Origin of the sequence: Methylobacterium sp. SD274 (assembly GCF_017355285.1) — a bacterium.
GTDB lineage: Bacteria > Pseudomonadota > Alphaproteobacteria > Rhizobiales > Beijerinckiaceae > Methylobacterium.
Genome location: NZ_JADIJP010000003.1, coordinates 88,093 through 106,988, shown reverse-complemented (window position 1 = coordinate 106,988; position 18,896 = coordinate 88,093). Strand labels below are relative to the sequence as shown.

Annotated in this window: 10 protein-coding genes; 6 read left to right on the top strand and 4 right to left on the bottom strand. The window is 70.1% G+C overall.

The window, feature by feature from the left end; translation table 11 throughout:
• Positions 1 to 8 precede the first annotated feature (8 nt).
• From IPV08_RS03965 to IPV08_RS03955, 3 genes are read right to left on the bottom strand one after another with little or no spacing between them, the layout of a single operon-like run.
• Positions 9 to 4,136: a non-ribosomal peptide synthetase gene (locus tag IPV08_RS03965; protein ID WP_207410855.1), complete on the bottom strand. Its 4,128-nt coding sequence runs from the start codon at positions 4,134 to 4,136 to the stop codon at positions 9 to 11.
• Positions 4,137 to 13,877, bottom strand: a complete 9,741-nt coding sequence (locus IPV08_RS03960) for a non-ribosomal peptide synthetase (protein WP_207410854.1) — start codon at positions 13,875 to 13,877, stop codon at positions 4,137 to 4,139.
• Between the two features lie 40 nt (positions 13,878 to 13,917).
• On the bottom strand, positions 13,918 to 14,133 hold the full coding sequence (locus IPV08_RS03955; protein ID WP_056426712.1) for an MbtH family NRPS accessory protein: 216 nt from the start codon (positions 14,131 to 14,133) through the stop codon (positions 13,918 to 13,920).
• 198 nt (positions 14,134 to 14,331) lie between these two features.
• Here IPV08_RS03955 and IPV08_RS03950 point away from each other — a divergent pair, with 198 nt between their 5' ends.
• The 6 genes from IPV08_RS03950 to IPV08_RS03925 all read left to right on the top strand — a co-directional run bounded on the left by IPV08_RS03950 (position 14,332) and on the right by IPV08_RS03925 (position 18,328).
• The gene (locus tag IPV08_RS03950; RefSeq protein ID WP_207410853.1) at positions 14,332 to 15,714 is read left to right on the top strand and encodes a lysine N(6)-hydroxylase/L-ornithine N(5)-oxygenase family protein; all 1,383 of its coding nucleotides are present in this window, start codon (positions 14,332 to 14,334) and stop codon (positions 15,712 to 15,714) included.
• A 54-nt stretch (positions 15,715 to 15,768) separates the two neighbouring features.
• A complete protein-coding gene (locus IPV08_RS03945) occupies positions 15,769 to 16,593 on the top strand; it encodes an ATP-binding cassette domain-containing protein (protein WP_207410852.1) in 825 nt (274 codons plus the stop codon).
• A 59-nt stretch (positions 16,594 to 16,652) separates the two neighbouring features.
• Positions 16,653 to 16,847: a hypothetical protein gene (locus IPV08_RS03940; protein ID WP_207410851.1), complete on the top strand. Its 195-nt coding sequence runs from the start codon at positions 16,653 to 16,655 to the stop codon at positions 16,845 to 16,847.
• A 2-nt stretch (positions 16,848 to 16,849) separates the two neighbouring features.
• Positions 16,850 to 17,044, top strand: coding sequence for a DUF3606 domain-containing protein (locus IPV08_RS03935; RefSeq protein ID WP_246747796.1), 195 nt, complete (start codon positions 16,850 to 16,852; stop codon positions 17,042 to 17,044).
• A gap of 178 nt (positions 17,045 to 17,222) precedes the next feature.
• A complete protein-coding gene (locus IPV08_RS03930) occupies positions 17,223 to 17,675 on the top strand; it encodes a hypothetical protein (RefSeq protein WP_207410849.1) in 453 nt (150 codons plus the stop codon).
• Between the two features lie 8 nt (positions 17,676 to 17,683).
• A complete protein-coding gene (locus IPV08_RS03925) occupies positions 17,684 to 18,328 on the top strand; it encodes an OmpA family protein (protein ID WP_207410848.1) in 645 nt (214 codons plus the stop codon).
• 112 nt (positions 18,329 to 18,440) lie between these two features.
• Here the strand turns inward: IPV08_RS03925 and IPV08_RS03920 are convergent, their stop codons facing one another.
• Complete coding sequence (locus IPV08_RS03920; RefSeq protein ID WP_207410847.1) at positions 18,441 to 18,863, bottom strand: hypothetical protein; 423 nt, start codon at positions 18,861 to 18,863, stop codon at positions 18,441 to 18,443.
• Positions 18,864 to 18,896: the final 33 nt, after the last annotated feature.

The window sequence follows — 18,896 nt, the reverse complement described above, 5'->3', positions numbered from 1 at the left end:
TGCGCCCCTCACAGCGAGGCCGCGAAACTGTCGTGGAACATCGTGGAATCCACGATCTCCCGGTGTGTGACGTCGGGGATCACGGTCACCTGTTCCACCCGGTTGGAATAGCGCCCCCAATCCACATGGTTGAGGCCACGCTCCACCGAGCGGCCGGCGAGCCAGACCCGGATCGGGCAATCGAATTTGTCCGCCCGGTAGCGGCGGTACAGCAGCGTGTTGTCGACGAAGGTCCAGAGTTCGTATTCCTTGCTGCCGACGCCCGGCCCGTCGAGGGGTAGCGGATCGGGGGCGGCCGCCACATAGGCGAGGAACTGCTCATGGAGTTCCGGGTCCATGCGCCGGAACAGGTCCTCCCAATCGGCCCTCATCGGCGAGCGCTCCAGCCAGGACGCGACGTTCTCCTGAAGGTGGCGGCGATGCTCCGGCGTCAGCACCGGCAGGGCGCCGACGGCGAAGCTCACATCGATGTCGCAGACGTCGAGCATGCCGACGAAGGAGAGATCGATGCGCGAGCCCAGCATCCGCGCCGCCTCGTAGGCGAGGACGCCGCCCCAGGACCAGCCGAGCATGGTGCAGGGGCGTCCGGCGCTCTCCTTCTCGATGATCTCCGCGTAGCGCGCGGCGATGTCCTCCACCGAGACCACGCTCTTGCGCGCGTCGGTCAGCGAGTAACAGACGAAGCCGGTGACCGGCTGGTCCGGCCCGAGGCGGCGGACCAGGGGAGCGTATTCGCGGGTGTTCACCATCAGGCCGGGGAAGCAGTAGAGCATCGGCCGGTCACCCGTCGCCCGCAGGCGCACCACCTGCGCGGTGCCGACCGCATCGGCGGTGAGCGCGGCGGCCAGGGTCTCGACGCTCTGGTTGTTGAAGATGTCGGCGATGGTGAGGCTGCGCTCCGGGAAGGCCGTGCCGAGGGCGGTGAGGACGCGCAGGGCAGTGAGCGAATTCGCCCCCGCCTCGAAGAAGTTCCGGTCGGGCGGGATGGCGGGGAGGCCGAGCGCCTTGGCCCAGATCTCGGCCACCACGGTCTCGGTAGGGGTGAGCGGACGCGAGGGGCCGCTTAGCCCCTCCGCCAGCGGCTCGGGCTCCGGCAGGGCCGCACGGTCGAGCTTGCCGTTGGGCGTCAGCGGTAACCGATCCAGCGCCACGATCCGGCTCGGGACCATGTAGTCCGGCAAGCGTCGGGCGAGGTCGGCCCGGAGTGCCGTAGGGTCGAACTCCGCCTCGGCCGCAGTGACGACGTAGGCCACCAGCATCGGACCCGCCGGGCCCTGGCGCAGGCCCGCCGCCGCGCCGGCCACGATCTCCTGCGCCAGCAGCGCCGCTTCGACCTCGCCGAGTTCGATCCGGAACCCGCGCAGCTTCACCTGCGCATCGGCCCGGCCGAGATACTCCACCGTCCCGTCCGCCCGCCAGCGCGCCAGATCCCCGGTGCGGTAGAGCCGGCCGCCGTCCCGACCCGACAGCTCCGGGAACGGGTCGGGGATGAACCGGTCCGCCGTCTGCCCGGCCTGGCTAAGATAGCCCCGCGCCAGAGCGTCACCGCCCAGATGCAGTTCCCCGGTGACGCCCACCGGCACCGGCTGCAAGGCCGCGTCGAGGATGTAGGCCCGGCGATCCCCCACCGCCCGGCCGATCGGCGCGTAGGCCCCCTCCACCGCGTCGCCGGCCCGGGCCCGCCAGACGAGGGGCGAGATCACCGTCTCGGTCGGGCCGTAGCCGTTGATCAGCAGGGTCGGGTCGAGCACCCGGCCGATCAGGGCGAAGCTCTCCCGCGACAGCGCCTCGCCGCCGAAGCTGTACGAGCGCCGGCTCGGGCGCGGGCCGCTGGCGGCCTCCAGCGCGAGCTGGTGCATGTAGGCGGTGGGGAAGCCCGCATGGGTGACGCCGTGGCGCTCCATGGCGTCCAGCGCCTCGCGTGGGGTCCATAATCCGTCGGGCTTGAGCACGACGCAGCCGCCGAAGGCCAGCGGCACCATCCAGCGCTCCTGCGCCCCGTCGAAGCTCATCGACAGGACATGGAGCTCGCGGGTCTCCGGGCCCGTGCCGTAGACCGCCCCGGTGGCGCGCACGTGTCGGGCCAGGGAGCCGTGGGCCACGGCGACGCCCTTGGGCCGGCCCGTCGAGCCCGAGGTGTAGATGACGTAGGCGAGCTGGCCCGGATGGGCCGTGCGGGACGGCGCGGACTCCGGCTCGGAGGCGAGGTCGAGGCTGGACGGGTCGAGCCGTGCGAGGCCGCCCGGACCGGCTCGGCCCAGCCCGTCGAGGGTACCGGCTTGGGCGAGCAGCAGGCGGGCGCCGGCATCCTCGATAAGGGCGGCGAGGCGCGCCGTCGGCTGGGCCGGATCGAGGGGCAGGAAGGCGCCCCCGGCCCGGAGGATGGCGAGGAAGGCGGCGATCTGGTCGGGCCCGCGCGGCAGGGCCACGGCGACCACGGTCTCGGGGCCGATTCCCTCACGGATCAACCGGTGGGCGAGACGGTTGGCGGCCCGGTCGAGCTCGCCGAACGTGGTGGTGCGTGGCCCGCAGACCACCGCCGGCGCGTCGGGATCGGCGAGGGCCGCCTCGCCGATCAGCCCCGGCACCAGCGCCTCCGACAGCGGCATCCCGTCCGCGTAGGGCGCCGACAGATCCGCCAGCACATCGAACGGAACCAAGGGCAACGCGTCAACACGGCGGCCGGGCTCCTCTACCGCACCGCGCAGAAGGGTGAGGAACCCGTCTCGCATCCGCTCCATCGTGTCCCGCTGGAACAGGTCGCGGGCATAGCCGAACGATCCGCGCAGCGCCCCGCGGGCTTCCGTCACCGTCTCCAGCACGAGATCGAACTGGACGTTGCCGGTCCCGCGTCCGAAGGGCGAGACCGTCAGGTCGCCGATTTCGAACCGTCCCGGCCCCTCGACGCGGTGGCTGTGCATCACCTGGACGACGGGGGTGTGGCTCACGGTCCGGCGGGTCTGGAGCGCTTCGACCAGACGCTCGAAGGGCAGGTCCTGGTGCCCTTGAGCATCCACCATGGCGTCGCGCACGGCCCGCACATGGTCGAGGACGCTCGCGCCCGGATCGACAATGACCCGGATCGCCAGGGTGTTGACGAAGAGACCGACGAGCCCCTCCGTCTCCGGCCGGTTTCGGTTGGCTACAGGGATGCCGATGCGCAGGTCCGCCTCGCCGGTATAGCGCCGGAGCACCAGGGACAGGATGGCGAGGAGGACCATGGCACTGGTTGCGCCGGCCTGCCGCGCCAGGGCTTCGAGCCCGGTCGCCACATCGGCATCGAGGGTGAAATCCACCGCCGCGCCCCGGAAACTCTGAACCGCCGGGCGGGGCCGGTCAGTGGGCAGCGGGATCACGGTCTCGGTGGCCCCGAGGCGCTCGCGCCACCAGGAGAGCTGGCGGTCGAGCTCGCCCGCCTCCAGCCAATCGCGCTGCCAGCGCGCGTAATCGGCATAGGCGATGGGCAGCGCGGGCAAGCCGGCGGCCTCGCCCGCCGCATAGACGCGCATCAGCTCGGCGAGCAGGATCTCCACCGAGCGACCGTCCGAGACGAGATGGTGCATCGTCAGGAGGAGGACGTGGCGCTCTGGCTCCATGCGGACCAGCACGGCTCTGAACAGGGGCGGTGCCGCCAGATCGAACGGTCGCCTGGCCTCCTCGCGGGACAGGGCGGCGAGGCGCTCCTCTGCGATATCGCGATCCGACGTCTCGAGCGAGACATGCCGCAGGCTCGCCGCGACCACCGCCAGGGTGACGGCCTCGACCCCGTTGCTCTCGCCGGCACGGAACCCCGTCCTCAGGGCCGGATGCCGCGCGACCAGGGCTTCGAAGGCCCGCGCCAGGGCATCGCCGTCGAGCGGTCCGACGAGGTCGAGCCCGCCCGCGATATGGAGCAGAGCGGCGTCGCCTCCCATCCGCCCGATGAGCCACAGCCGCTCCTGCGCATAGGACAGGGGCGCGACCCCCTCGGGGCCGGCATCCTCCTCCCGCGCGACGATCGGCAACCGGGCGAAATCGATGCCCCGGGAGGCCAGGGCGTCGAGGAAGACGCGGCGCTTGTCGGCGGAGAGCCGGCCGAAGCGGCGGCTGAGATCGGTCGCCTGGGGTGTGGCTTGGTCGGCGGGGCGGGCGGTCATTCAGGCCTCCAGATCGGCGAGGAGGGCATCCATGTCGGACAGGTCGTCCGCCTCGTCCCGTCCGTCGCCCGCCGTCTCGTTCGACGTCACCGCGAGGGCATAGCCGCGCAAGGTCGGCGCTTCGAACAGGGCGCGGATCGGCACGGTGACGCCGAGGCGCTGCTTCACCCGCATGGCGAGCTGTGCGGCGGTGAGAGAATGGCCGCCGAGGCCGAAGAAGTCGTCGTCGCGGCCGATTGCGTCCACTTCCAGCACCTCGCGCCAGATCTCCGCGAGGGCGACCTCCATCGCCCCCTCCGGCTCGGCCGAGGCTCGCGAAAGGGGCAGCGGCGCGGGCAGTGCATGAAGGTCGAGCTTGCCGTTCGGCGTGAGGGGCAAGGACGGGACAGACACGATATGGGCCGGGACCATATGGCTCGGTAGCCGGCGAAGTAGGACTTCACGCAGGCTCGCCTCGTCCACCGGCGTGCCGGTGACATAGGCGACGAGCTGCTTGTCCCCCGCCGTCTCGCGAAGCACGATCGCGGCATCGGCGATACCGTCCTGCGCCCGCAGGGCGGCGGCGATCTCGCCCGTCTCGATCCGGAAACCGCGCAGCTTCACCTGTCCGTCGGCCCGCCCGAGATAGGCGAGCGTGCCGTCCGGTCGGCGAAGGGCGAGATCGCCGCTGCGATAGAGCCGTCCGCCAGGCGGACCGAACGGGTCCGGCACGAAGCGTTCGGCCGTCAGCGCGGCGCGCCCGAGATAGCCCTGGGCCAAGCCGGCACCGCCCACATGGATCTCGCCCGTCACCCCGTCGGGAACGGGATCGAGGGAATCGTCGAGGAGGTGCAGGGTCAGGTCGGGCAACGCCTCGCCGATGGGGCTGTCCGCCCTCTGCGCGTCGCCGGCGGCGAGAGGTCGGTAGGTCACGTGAACCGTCGTCTCGGTGATGCCGTACATGTTCACGAGACGCGGCACCGCATCGCCGAACCGGTCGAACCAGGGCTTCAGCCCGGCGACGTCGAGGGCCTCTCCGCCGAACACGACGTGGCGCAGGGCCAATCCTTTCGGGCGGGCGACGGCCGCCTGCATCAGCGGCCGGAAGGCGGAGGGGGTCTGGTTCAGCACCGTGACGCCCTCGCGGACGAGGAGATCGAGGAACGCATCCGCCGCTCGCGTCACCTCACGCGGCACCACGACGAGGCGCCCCCCATGGCAGAGCGCCCCGAAGATTTCCCAGACCGAGAAGTCGAACCCGTAGGCGTGGAACAGGGTCCAGACATCGTCCTGGCCAAAGCCGAAATCAGCCTGCGTGGTGGTCAGCAGGCGCGCAGCGTTGGCATGGGTGACGACGACGCCCTTCGGCTGTCCGGTGGAGCCCGAGGTGTAGATCACATAGGCCGGCTGATCGGGATGAGGCGCCGGCGGCAAGGGGGTGTCTCCGTCCTTGGTCGCCGCCGCTTCGTCGAGGAGGATCGGCTGGGGACCACCCTCGGGCAGGCTCGCGGCGAGGCCCATGGTGGTGAGCACGTGCCGGGCACCGGAATCAACGAGCATGAACTCGATACGCTCGGCCGGATAGCTCGGATCGAGGGGAACATATCCGGCTCCGCTCTTCAGGATCGCCAGGATCCCGACGATGAGGGAGATCGAGCGCTCTGCGCAGAGCCCCACGAGATTACCGGGGCGCACGCCTTCACGGACAAGACGCCGGGCAAGACGCGTCGCTCTGGTCTCGATCTCCGCATAGGTCGCCCGCTCGCCCTCGAAGGTGACGGCCACCGCGTCCGGCCGCACCGTGGCGTGTTCCGCGATCCGCAGATGGATGGCGGGTTCGACCGGGGCCGTGCGGCTGTCGGCGGCCCGGCGTCGGGCCTGCTCGATCTCCTCCGGCAGGACGAGGGAGAGCGTATCCACGGGCGCGCCAGCCGCATCCATGACGGTGTCGAGGATGTGCAGCAGCTGCGCATTGAGGCGGTGGATATCGGCCGGGGAAATCCGGGCCTGATCCACGCTCCAGTTGAGGCGCGGCGCGCCGTCGAGAAGAAGCGACAGGGTCAACGGGACGTCGGTGGCCTCCAGCGTCGTCACCGGACCGAATTCCAGCCCGCCGAGGCTGCGGTCTCGGACGACGGCGTCGAGAGGATAATTCTCGACGACGAGCAGGCTATCGAAGAGCGGCTGTCCGCTCCGCCCGGCCCAGGTCTGGATATCAGCGAGGGAGGCAAGATCGTGGTCCCGCAGGGCCGCGGCCTCGCCCTGGAGCCGACGCAGCCAGTCCGAGACCGGACGCCGTCCGCCAAGTTCGACACAGCGCGGCACCGTATTGATGAACAGGCCGAGCACCTCGTGCATCCCGCCATCGTCAGGCGGACGGCCCGACCCGGTGATTCCGAACGCCACGCTCTTGCGTCCGGTGAACCGGCCCAGGGTGAGCGCCCATGCGGCTTCGAACACCGTGTTCAGGGTCACCTGCTCACGCCGGGCGAAGGCCTGCAAACGGTCGGCGCGGGCTTCGCCCAAGACCGTATCGATAGCGATGTGGCCGCTCGCCCCTGCCACGCCGGACAGAGCCGGGGCGATGAGGCTGGGTGCGTCCAGCGGGGCCAAGGCGTCACGCCAGAACCGCTCGTCGCCGCCGCGGTCGCGTGTCGAGAGCCGGGCGAGATGGTCGCGGAACAGGCGGGACGGCGGCGCGATCGTCTCGCCCGCATAGTCGCGGAGCACCTCGGAGATCAGGCGGGCATTGCTCCATCCGTCGAGGAGGAGGTGGTGGCAGGTCCAGATCAGCCGGTGCCGTCCCCGGCCGAAATCGACGATGAGGAGACGCATCAGCGGCGGCCGGGACAGGTCGAAGCCTTGGGCTCGCTCGGCCTCGGCGATCGCGGCGAGGTCCGCGTCGGTCGCGTCCGGCCGGTCGAGGCGCGTCACCGGCAGGTCCGCCGAGGCATGGACGACCTGCAAGGGAGCGTCGAATTCGTCCGTCCAGTGGAAGCTGGTGCGCAGGACGGGATGGCGCGCCACGCTCGCCCGCCACGCCGTCGCGAAGCGCTCGGGATCGAGGCCGCCCAGGGTCACGCTGAGTTGATTGACGTAGAGACCGGCCCCCGGAGCGGCGAGCGCGTGGAACAGGATCCCGCCCTGTGTCGGAGTCAGCGGGTAGAGGTCCTCGATCGTCCGCCAATCGAGGCCGAAGCCGTCGAGCTTGTCCTGGGTCAGGGCGGCGAGGGCGAAATCCGATGGGGTCGCGCCGCCGGCGGCCTCGTCATGGCCATGCGCGGCGAGGGCCTCGAATGCGAGCCTGAGGAGGTCGATCAGTCTTTCGATGGTCGAGCAATCGAAACGCTCCCCGCCATAGCCGAGGCGTAGGGTGATCGCTCCCTGGCCCTGGTAGCTGTCGACCACGAGTTCGGAGCCCAGCGGAGCAGCGGGATCCGCCGACAGCCGCATCGCCTCGGTGTCGAGAGAGAACAGGGGGCCCGCATCGATATCGGCGACGGTGCCGAGGTAATTGAAGGTCACCTCCGGCCATGGCAGCGCGGACAGGCGCTCACGTTCGGTCCGTGACCCGAGATAGCGCAGGAGCGACAAGTCCGTGCCGTCGCCGGGAAGCCGACGCAGGGTTTCTTTCGTCGCCTTCAGATCGCGCGCGATGTCGCCCGAAATCGTCAGGCCGACCGGCACCAGGGTGGTGAACCAGCCGACGGTCCGGTCGAGGGGAATATCCGCCGCGTCGCCGTCCCGCCCGTGACGTTCGAGCGTCACGCCGAACGTGGGATGCTTCGTCCAGGCGGCGAGGGCCCGTGCCAAGCCTGACAGAAGCACCTCGTCGAGGCGCATCCGATAGGCTTTGCGCAGGCGATCGAGGCCGGCCACGACAGAAGAATCGAGGACCAGATGAGTCGCTCGTGCGTGACGCTGATCGCGTGGGGCATCGGGATGGTCGACGGGAAGCCGGGCGGCCGAGCCTGAGAGCGCGCTGATCCACGCCTCGGTCTCCGTCCGGATCTCCGCCGTATGGTCGCGCAAGCGGTGGGCCCAGGACCGGAACGGCGTCGCGGGCACGAGGGCCGCATCGCCTCGGTAGAGCAGGTCGAGGTCCGAGACGAGGATGCGCCAGGAGACGGCATCCACGACGAGGTGATGGGCAGTGAGCAGCAGGCGCTGGCGTCCGCCGGGAAGGTTTGCCAGCACAGCGGCGAAGACGCGCCCATCCGCGAGGTTGAGGCTGCGCTCGGCGGCGAGGAAGCAAGTCCGCGCCTCGTCATCGCTCTCCACTTCGACCACCGAAAGCGGATCGGCGAGGCGGGCCGGCGAGACCGGCTCCTGAAACCACGCGCCTTCCGCGTCACGACCGAAGGCGTAGCGCAACGCCTCGTGATGGGCGACGAGGGCCGTCAGCGCCTCTCCGAGACGGTCGGCATCGAGATTCACGCGGGCATCCAGCTCGACGGACTGGTTCCAGTGGTCGCGCTTCGGCATCGGTTGCTCGAAGAACCAATGCTGGATCGGCGTAAGGGGGGCAGGGCCTTCCGGCACGCGGATCGTAGCCGCTGCCCCCTCGACCGGCGCGATGACGCGGGCGAGCGCCGCCACCGTCTGATGCTCGAAGATCTGGCGCGGCGTCGCGGCAAAACCTGCTTCGCGCAGGCGGGCGACGATCTGCAGGCTGAGGATGGAATCGCCGCCCGCCTCGAAGAAATTCCGGTCGGGCGGGATGGCGGGGAGGCCGAGCGCCTTGGCCCAGATGTCGGCCACCACGGTCTCGGTGGCGGTGAGCGGACGCGAGGGGCCGCTTAGCCCCTCCGCCAGCGGCTCGGGCTCCGGCAGGGCCGCACGGTCGAGCTTGCCGTTGGGCGTCAGCGGTAACCGATCCAGCGCCACGATCCGGCTCGGGACCATGTAGTCCGGCAAGCGTCGGGCGAGGTCGGCCCGGAGTGCCGTAGGGTCGAACTCCGCCTCGGCCGCAGTGACGACGTAGGCCACCAGCATCGGACCCGCCGGGCCCTGGCGCAGGCCCGCCGCCGCGCCGGCCACGATCTCCTGCGCCAGCAGCGCCGCTTCGACCTCGCCGAGTTCGATCCGGAACCCGCGCAGCTTCACCTGCGCATCGGCCCGGCCGAGATACTCCACCGTCCCGTCCGCCCGCCAGCGCGCCAGATCCCCGGTGCGGTAGAGCCGGCCGCCGTCCCGACCCGACAGCTCCGGGAACGGGTCGGGGATGAACCGGTCCGCCGTCTGCCCGGCCTGGCTAAGATAGCCCCGCGCCAGAGCGTCACCGCCCAGATGCAGTTCCCCGGTGACGCCCACCGGCACCGGCTGCAAGGCCGCGTCGAGGATGTAGGCCCGGCGATCCCCCACCGCCCGGCCGATCGGCGCGTAGGCCCCCTCCACCGCGTCGCCGGCCCGGGCCCGCCAGACGAGGGGCGAGATCACCGTCTCGGTCGGGCCGTAGCCGTTGATCAGCAGGGTCGGGTCGAGCACCCGGCCGATCAGGGCGAAGCTCTCCCGCGACAGCGCCTCGCCGCCGAAGCTGTACGAGCGCCGGCTCGGGCGCGGGCCGCTGGCGGCCTCCAGCGCGAGCTGGTGCATGTAGGCGGTGGGGAAGCCCGCATGGGTGACGCCGTGGCGCTCCATGGCGTCCAGCGCCTCGCGCGGGGTCCACAGCCCGTCCGGCTTGAGCACGACGCAGCCGCCGAAGGCCAGCGGCACCATCCAGCGCTCCTGCGCCCCGTCGAAGCTCATCGACAGGACATGGAGCTCGCGGGTCTCCGGGCCCGTGCCGTAGACCGCCCCGGTGGCGCGCACGTGCCGGGCCAGGGGGCCGTGGGCCACGGCGACGCCCTTGGGCCGACCCGTCGAGCCCGAGGTGTAGATGACGTAGGCGAGCTGGTCCGGATGGGCCGTGTGGGACGGCGCGGTCTCCGGCTCGGAGGCGAGGTCGAGGTTCGACGGGTCGAGCCGCGCGAGGCCGCCCGGACCGGCTCGGTCCAGCCCTTCGAGGATGCTGCCTTGGGCCAGCAGCAGGCGGGCGCCGGCATCCTCGATAAGGGCGGCGAGGCGCGCCGTCGGCTGGGCCGGATCGAGGGGCAGGAAGGCGCCGCCGGCCCGGAGGATGGCGAGGAAGGCGGCGATCTGGTCGGGCCCGCGCGGCAGGGCGACGGCGACCACGGTCTCGGGTCCGACGCCCTCGCGGATCAACCGGTGGGCAAGGCGGTTGGCGGCCCGGTCGAGCTCGCCGAACGTGGTGGTGCGTGGCCCGCAGACCACCGCCGGGGCGTCGGGCGCGGCGAGGGCCGCCTCGCCGATGAGCTCCGGCACCAGTGCCTCCGACAGCGGCATCCCGTCCGCGTAGGGCGCCGACAGATCCGCCAGCACATCGAACGGAACCAGAGGCAATGCGTCAACACGCTCGGCCGGGGTACCGGTGAGGCCGTCGAGGAGGGCAAGATAGCCGTGCTCGAACCGGGCGATGGTATCACTATCGAACAGGGCCTCGGAATAGGCGAAGGTCGCGGACAGGCTGCCGGCTTTCTCCGCCACTTCCAAGACGAGATCGTAGGCGGGCGTGCCGGTATCCTGGCCGAACGCTTCCAGCGTGAGGCTGCCGGCCGTACCGAAAGCGCCCAAAGCCGCCGGCTGCTGACTGATCATGACGCGGGCGAGCGGTGCGCGACCTGGAACACGCTTCGGCTGAAGGGCTTCCACCAGACGCTCGAAGGGCAGATCCTGATGGGCCAGCGCATCGGTGAGCGAGGCCCAGGTCCGGCTCACGATCTCGCGGCTGGGCAGAACCGGATCGATGGTCACCGGCAGCACCAGCGTATTTACGAAGACGCCCACGAGATTCTCGACGCCGGGCAGGTGGCGACCCGCTACCGGCATCGCGATGCGCAGGTGCCGTGCTTCGCCGTAGCGGTGAAGGAACAGCGCGAAGGCGCTGAGCAGGATCGCGAAGGGCGACGTGCCAGTTTCCGCCGCGAGGGCCGTGACTTGGCGGGTCAGGCCGTCAGCGATCGCGAAGCCGTGCCGGCAGACGCGATCTGGCTGCCCGGCGGGCCTGCGACGGTCGGTAAGGGACAGGGCGGGTTCCGCGTCGCCGAGGCGGTCACGCCACCAGGACAGATCGGCGTCCATAGCTTCGGCCTGGGCCTCACCCCTCTGCCAGAATGCGATATCGGCCGGTTGGATCGCTAGGGCGGCCAGATCGGCCGATTGTCCTTCGACTTCCGCCGCGTACAGGGCGGGCCATTCACGCAGGATCACCGTCATGGACCAGCCGTCGGCCACGATGTGATGCAGGGCGGTGAGGAGGACGTGATGCGTCTCGTCGAGCTGGACCAGGGTGAAGCGCGCCAGGGGGCCGCCGCATCGCGCGAAGGGCCGTTCGGCCTCCTCGCGACAGAGTTCGGCGAAGCGCTTTTCGCGGGATTGTAGAGGGATCGTCGAGAGATCGAAGTCGGCTAAATCTATCTTGTAGCCGGCTTCTATCCTTTGTTCTCCGCGACCATCGGGTCTGCGAGAGAGCCGCGTCCGGAAGGCGTCGTGGCGCGCCGTGAGGGCATCGAGGCTGCGCGTCAGGGCATCGCGGTCGAGGGAGCCGCGCAGATGAATACCGCCTGCGATATGATGAGTTTCGTCGTCGCCGAACTCGGCCTCGAACCACAGCCGCTCCTGCGCCAGGGACAAGGGAAGCGCTACCTCCCGCGATGCGGGCTTGATCAGGAGGGCTTTCCGGCCCGCCGCGATTTCGGCTTCCACCGCGCCGGCGAACGCCCCGAGCCGGGGATGAGCGAACAGAACCTGTGGGGGAACTGCGACGCCGAGCGCGGTGCGAAGCTCGGCGAGCATCCGTATGGCCGCGATCGAGTTGCCGCCGAGGGCGAAGAAGTGGCTGTCGCGGGTCACGTCGCTGCGGTCGAGAAGCGCGGACCAGATCGCGGCGAGGCGCAACTCCAACCCGGTTATGGTTGTATCGGGGCGGGGGTTCGGTGCCTCCTCTCCGTCGACTCGGCGGCCATCCTCCACCACCGCATAGGCGTCGAGGGAGCCTGCCTGCCACCCGCGCCGCGCGGCGCCCCGCTGGATCTTCCCGCTGGATGTGCGCGGCAGGCCGCCTGGATTGAGGAGAACGACGACACGCGCGGTCTCGAGGAAGGCATCGGCGACCGCCTCGGACACCAGGGCGGCCAGCGCCTCGGGCGCGGTGAGCTTCTGGACGGTGCGCGAGACCTCCACCGCGACGCCGATGCCTTCACGCCCATCCCGCTCGATGGCGAAGGCGGCGATGCGTCCCTGGCGCAGGATGTCGACATTCCGCTCGACGACCCGCTCCACATCTTGCGGGTAGACGTTCTGACCGCGCAGGATGATGAGATCCTTCTCGCGCCCGACGAGAAACAGCCGGCCCCCATGCAGGAAGCCGAGGTCTCCCGTCCTGAGGCTCCGGATACCGTCCCGCTCGACGAGGGCGGCATCGGTGGCGTCCTGGTTGCGCCAATAGCCCTGGGCGAGGCTTGGGCCGGATGCCACGACCTCGCCGATCGCCCCATCCGGCAGGCAGGACCCGTCAGGTCCGGCGATATGAATCGGATGGTCGGGCTGCGCGAAACCGCAATCGACCAGCCGAGTGCCCTCCCCTGCCGCCACGGCACGACCTTCCGCGAGAATGGCCGGGTCGAGGTCAAGACTGCGCATGCCCTCGCCCCGCTGGCCCGCGGTGAGGAAGAGCGTCGCCTCCGCCAGACCGTAGGACGGCCTCAGCGCACGGGGATCGAAGCCGGCGGGCGCGAAGCGTTCTGCGAACTCGGCCATGGTGGAGGCGCGGACCATCTCCGACCCGGAGAAGGCGATCTGCCAGCTCGACAGGTCGAGACGCGCCGCCGTCTCGTCATCGACCCTGTCCTGGCATAGGCGGAACGCGAAATCGGGTCCGCCGCTGATCGTCCCCCGAAAGCGGTGGATGGCCTCCAGCCAGCGTGCCGGTCGTCCGAGGAAATGCTTGGGCGACATGAGGACGCCCAGGATGCCTGTGTAGATCGGCTGCAGCATCCCGCCGATCAGCCCCATGTCATGGTAGAGTGGCAGCCAGCTCACCATAACGTCATTGGGGCGGATATCGAACCCGACCCGGATCAGATGTTCGTTGGCGATGAGATTGCCGTGGCTCACGACCACGCCCTTCGGCACCGCCGTCGAGCCCGACGTGTATTGCAGGAAGGCCACCGCCTCCGGTGCCGGCGTGGCAACGAGCCAGTCGGCGCCCTCCCCCTCGGCGAGGTCGTCCGGGGTGATGTCCTCCACCGGAAGGACCGCCCCTGGCTGGCCCGATTCGGCGAGCAGGTCGCGAACGGAATCCGCGTCGCCGCGATGGACGAGGACGATCGCGGGCTCGGAATCACCGATGATGGCGGCGATCCGCGCCTGGTGCTGCGCCCGTCGCGGCTCCGGCGGGAAGACCGGGACCGCGATGAGGCCGGCCTGGAGGCAGCCGAAGAAGCCGGCGACATAATCGAGGCCGGTATCGAGCAACAGGCAGACCCGATCGCCGGGGCTCGCCGATCGCCGCAGCCGGGCGGCGATTGCCCGCGCGCGCCCGGCGAGCTCCGCATAGGTGACGGTGATCTCGCCCGACCGGGGGTCGTCGAGGAAATGAAGGGCCGGGACGGTGCCGTGGTTCCTCTCGAGCCAACGCAGGTGGCTAACGAGGTCTGATGCGGGCGGGACCGCCAGCGGCGCGCGCGGAAGACCGTCGATCATCGGATGTCCTGGAAGTGTCATCGGAACGGGGGCGGAACGCTCAGGCTCTGGCGTCGCCGTCGAGGGCGCGACGCAGGCTGAGCGGCCGCATGTCGGTCCAGACCGTCTCGATATGGGCGAGGCACGAGGCGCGTGGCCCGGAGAAGCCGGTGGCACGCCACCCGGCCGGGACGGCGCGGTGGGCGGGCCAGACCGAGTATTGCTCCTCCCCGTTGATCACGACGAGGAACGTCGCTTCGCTGTCGTCGATAGCCATGGCGTCGTGCTCCGCGAATGGGCCGGTGTCGAAGCCCAAGACGGTGGCGGACGGCCGAAATTTAAGCGGCGGCGCAACTATTTTCGCGGCGGCTCCTAAATCCCTCCCCCGCCCGAACGTCCCTTAGCCTGACAGTTGCCGGCGGATCGTGAGGTCCGCTCGGCGCGGACATCTCGGCGCAGGAATGGAGGTTCGGTGATGACGGAATCCTACGACCCCTCGGACACCTCATATTCCCTGCGCGACACCTTCCGGGGTTCGCAGGGCGGGCGCTGGGACGACGACGAAGCACCGGCCTACGACGCGGTCGGCGTCGGCTTCGGCCCGTCGAACCTGGCGCTCGCCATCGCCCTCGACGAGGCGGGACGGCAGCAGGGCCGCCAACCGCGCGTGCGCTTTCTGGAGCGCCAGGACGAGTTTGTCTGGCATGGCGGGATGCTTCTGCCCGATAGCGGGATGCAGATCTCCTTCCTGAAGGATCTCGTCACCCTGCGCGATCCGACGAGTCCCTACACCTTCATCAACTACCTGCATGTCCACGGCCGGCTGATCGACTACATCAACCGCAAGTCGTTCTTCCCGAGCCGGATCGAGTTCAACGACTATCTGCGCTGGGTCGCGGGGCATTTCGCCGATCGCTGCGATTACGGCGATACGGTGCTGGCCATCGAGCCGGAGGGACGCGGCGATACCATCCGCCACCTGCTGGTCCATTCGCGCAAGGCCGATGGCCGCGAGCAGAGGCGGCGTACCCGCGCCGTCATCCTCGCCACCGGGGGCGAGCCGCGCATCCTGCCGGTCTTCGAGGAGTTGCAGAGCAGCGCCCGGGTGTTCCACTCCTCGCGCTACCTGTCGCGGATCGACGGTGTTCCCCTGCCGGAGGCTTCCACGCGCCGGCCGCGCATCGCCGTCATCGGCGCGGGCCAGACGGCGGCGGAGCTGTTCCTCGACCTGCAGAGCCGTATCCCCGACGCGGACATCGCCATGATCTTCCGCGGCCAGGCGCTGAAGCCCGCCGATGACAGCCCTTTCGTCAACGAGATCTTCAACCCGGGCTTCACCGACTTCGTCTATGGCCAGCCCGAGGCCCATCGCCGGGCCATCATCGACGAGTTCCGCGGCACCAATTACTCGGTGATCGACACCGACCTGCTGACGCGGATCTTCGATCTCCTCTACCAGCAGAAGGTCAGCGGCGAGCATCGCCATGCCCTGCGGCCGAGGACCACCGTGGTCGGGGCCTCGGAGCAGGCCGGCGAGATCGTCCTCGAAACCCTGGACGCCGCCACCGGCCTCACGACGCGGGAATCCTACGACACCGTGATTCTCGCCACGGGGTACCGCCGCGACCGTCTGGAGACCATGATGCCGGCCCTCGCGCCGCATCTCACCGACGGCGCCATCGGACGCGACTACCGCCTCGCCACCCGGCCCGGCTTCGAGCCCGCCATCTACGTCCAGGGTTTCAGCGAGCCGACCCACGGTCTGAGCGATACCCTCTTGTCCATCCTGGTCATGCGGGGGCATGAGATCGCCCAATCGCTCCTCGCCGACCGGCAGAGGGCCGGTGCGCGGGCCTGACGCGGCCCTCGATCCCACCATCATGGCGGCGTTGCAGCGTCGAACGGGCGAACGATGTCCTTGAGCCGAGCCGATGCGGGAGCGAGACGCGAGCCGAGTCCGGACGATGCGGACTACAGCCTCGACGGGGTCACGTTTTCCGTTCCGGGACGCGTGCTGCTGCACCCACTGAGCCTCACCATCCCCACCGGGCGGGTCATCGGCCTCATCGGCCATAACGGCTCGGGCAAGTCGACCCTGATCAAGCTTCTGGCCCGCCAGCAGGCCCCGAGCGGTGGCCGTCTCCTGTTCAAGGGCGCATCGATCGAGAGTCTGGGAGACCGCGCCTTCGCCCGCGAGGTCGCCTACCTGCCGCAGGCGACGCCGCAGGCGCCCGGCATGCTGGTCAAGGAGCTCGTCGCCATGGGCCGCTATCCCTGGCACGGGGCGTTGGGCCGACTGGGCTCGACCGACCGGGACGCCATCGCCGAGGCGATGCGGCTCACCAAGGTGACACCCTTCGCCGAGCGCATGGTGGACAGCCTCTCCGGCGGCGAGCGTCAGCGCGTCTGGCTCGCCATGCTGGTGGCGCAGAATGCGCGCTGCCTGCTTCTCGACGAGCCCATCGCCGCCCTCGACATCGCCCACCAGATCGAGGTGCTCTCCCTCGTGCGTCACCTGTCCCAGGAGCGGGGCCTCACCGTCATCGTGGTCCTGCACGACGTGAACATGGCGGCCCGCACCTGCGACGACCTCATCGCGCTCCATGGCGGACGCCTCATCGCGCGCGGCACCCCGGTCGAGGTCGTGACGCCTGAGGGGCTGGAGGCGATCTATGGGGTGCGTATGGGAGTGTTCCCCCACCCCCGGACGGGGATGGCCCTGAGCTACCTCGATTGAGGCCGGCCCGAACCCGTACCGCGCTTCAGGCGTTGCCCCGTCAGATCAGGGAGCGACGCATGTCCGAGACGACGAAACCGACCGAGACGCTGACCGAATCCACCTCCGACCGGTCGCGCGGCGGCGGTTCCGGCAAGCCGGAACAGAACAGCGCCGCGACCGGCCCGAAGGATACAGTGAGCGGGATCGTTCAGGAAACGCCGGACGATCCAAGCGACCGGCCCGGCACCGAAGCTGAGGAAGCCGCCCGATGAGCATGGACGGATCCACGCCCGAGGCGCCCACCACGGTGTCGCTGAAGGAGCCCCGGGACAAGGCCTATTGGGCCCGTTACTTCCAGACCCCGAGCGAGGAGGTGGAGGCGGCCGTGGCAGAGGTCGGCCACGATCCGGCGAAGGTCGCCGAACGGCTCGGAAAGCCGTGGCCGTTCGCAGCCAGCGGCATCGTGTGAGGGAATCCCCTTGAGCGGGAGCGGCGGGAGGCTGACGTGTCGCCCCCACTTAACTTGCAGACGAGGCGTGGCTCCGGTCCCGCCTCGCTTTGGCGGCACCCGCATCTTCCGGCGGGGGCCGATTTCTCTATATGCCTGACCGTAAGCCCGCGTCTCTCCGTTCGAAAGGAACGCCGCTTTGGTCTCGAGACTGACTGCCCTCGCGTTGATGATCCTGCTACCCGTCGCGGCACACGCTGCGGACCGGACAGTGACGATCGCCGGAGGGCAGGTCAGCGCGCCGGTGGGCCTGACCGTACAGGTGAAATCCGTCACTTTGGGTGAGGACGCCACGACGGTCCGCCTGCTGGCGAGTTTCGACAGCCACAAGACGACCTTCGTCAACATGAACGACCGCCAGAACGCCTATCTCGCCTGGGGCGACGGGGCGGAGCAGCGCCTCCACCTACGCCAGATCGCCGACAACAAGTGGATGCGCGTTCTCAACGGCCGGACCATGGAGGGCGATCTCGTTTTCCCCGGCGCCCTGCCCTCCGACGCGAGCCGGCTGACGCTGGTCTTCAACCCCGGCCGGTCCGGCGACGACATCAACGCGCCCGGGATCACCGTTCCGCTGGCTCTGACCCCGTGAGAGGGGCAGTGCTTTTGGCGGCGATCCTGGCACTGCCCGGGCTCGCTCCGGAGGGACATGCGTCGAGCTACACCGTGACGGCGGGCGGGGCCGCGATCGGCGAGGCTCCCTCCCGGTTCGCCGAGATCGGCCTCCCCGCCTCGCATTGGGAGGAGAAGCCCCAACCGAGCGCTGCGGCCAGTTCGGGCGGCGCTTCCTCCTTCGGGGCGAAGGGCATGACGTCCGAGGCGCGTCTGAAGACGGAGGCCAACCTCTCCGCCCTCGGCGCCCGGCGGGAGGGCGCGGGCATCCTGGTGGAGCTGCCGAGCGATGTCCTGTTCGACTTCGACAAGTCCGTGATCCGCGCCGAAGCCCGCCCGGCCCTGGTCCGGCTCTCAGAGGTTCTCGCGGCCATGCCGAAGGCCCGTATGGCCATCACCGGCCACACCGACGCCATGGGCGCGGACGCCTACAACCAGGCCCTGTCGGAGCGCCGGGCGGTCTCCGTCCGCGCTTGGCTGGTGGGGCGCGGCATCGCCGCCGGGCGCCTGTCGGCGGCGGGCAAGGGCGAGACCATGCCGGTCGCGCCCAACGCCAATCCCGATGGTCGCGACGACCCCGCCGGACGGCAGCGGAACCGCCGCGTCGCGTTCCTCATCGCGCCCGATGGATAGACGGAGAACGACCGACCGGAAATGTCCACCCGGATCGTCGGGGACCACGACCTCCCGATAGCCTCGTCCCGCTTACCGAACGGCAGGCGCTTCCATCCGTCCGGCTGCGCGCTCATCGCTTCCTCACCGGCGGCACGCCCGCCTGCTTCAGGTCGGCGAGGCATCCGCGCATGACCCGCATCATCTCCGCCTCCGTTTCGGCCGAAACGCCCATGGGCCGGAGGGCGGGACTGGCATTTTCGGACCAATCGACCCGTGTGCAGGAGAGGAAGAGATGCCGAAAGTGCCGGCTGCACCCGCGCTCCGCCAGGGTGCGCAGGGCCGGCGGGTCGACGTCCCGCACGATCTCCTCGACGCTCCCGAACGCCCCGGAGGTGAGCGGCCGGTCCCGCCGCTTCCACTGGCCTGTTCGATGCTCGACGAGGCCGTTCACGCACTCGTCCGCCAGACTCGTCGGCGGCCGGACCAGGAGTTCGTCGAAGGCGCAGGCGGGCGAGGATATCGCCAGCGACAGGGCGAGCAGACGCATCAGCATCGCGATCGGCCCCGAACGGGTCCGAGACGGCGC

Coding starts and splice junctions, on each gene's coding strand:
- IPV08_RS03935 (WP_246747796.1), top strand. CDS start 16,850: ATGGACGGATCCACGCCCGAGGCGCCCACCACGGTGTCGCTGAAGGAG.
- IPV08_RS03955 (WP_056426712.1), bottom strand. CDS start 14,133: ATGGCTATCGACGACAGCGAAGCGACGTTCCTCGTCGTGATCAACGGG.
- IPV08_RS03960 (WP_207410854.1), bottom strand. CDS start 13,877: ATGATCGACGGTCTTCCGCGCGCGCCGCTGGCGGTCCCGCCCGCATCA.
- IPV08_RS03940 (WP_207410851.1), top strand. CDS start 16,653: ATGTCCGAGACGACGAAACCGACCGAGACGCTGACCGAATCCACCTCC.
- IPV08_RS03920 (WP_207410847.1), bottom strand. CDS start 18,863: ATGCTGATGCGTCTGCTCGCCCTGTCGCTGGCGATATCCTCGCCCGCC.
- IPV08_RS03950 (WP_207410853.1), top strand. CDS start 14,332: ATGACGGAATCCTACGACCCCTCGGACACCTCATATTCCCTGCGCGAC.
- IPV08_RS03965 (WP_207410855.1), bottom strand. CDS start 4,136: ATGACCGCCCGCCCCGCCGACCAAGCCACACCCCAGGCGACCGATCTC.
- IPV08_RS03945 (WP_207410852.1), top strand. CDS start 15,769: ATGTCCTTGAGCCGAGCCGATGCGGGAGCGAGACGCGAGCCGAGTCCG.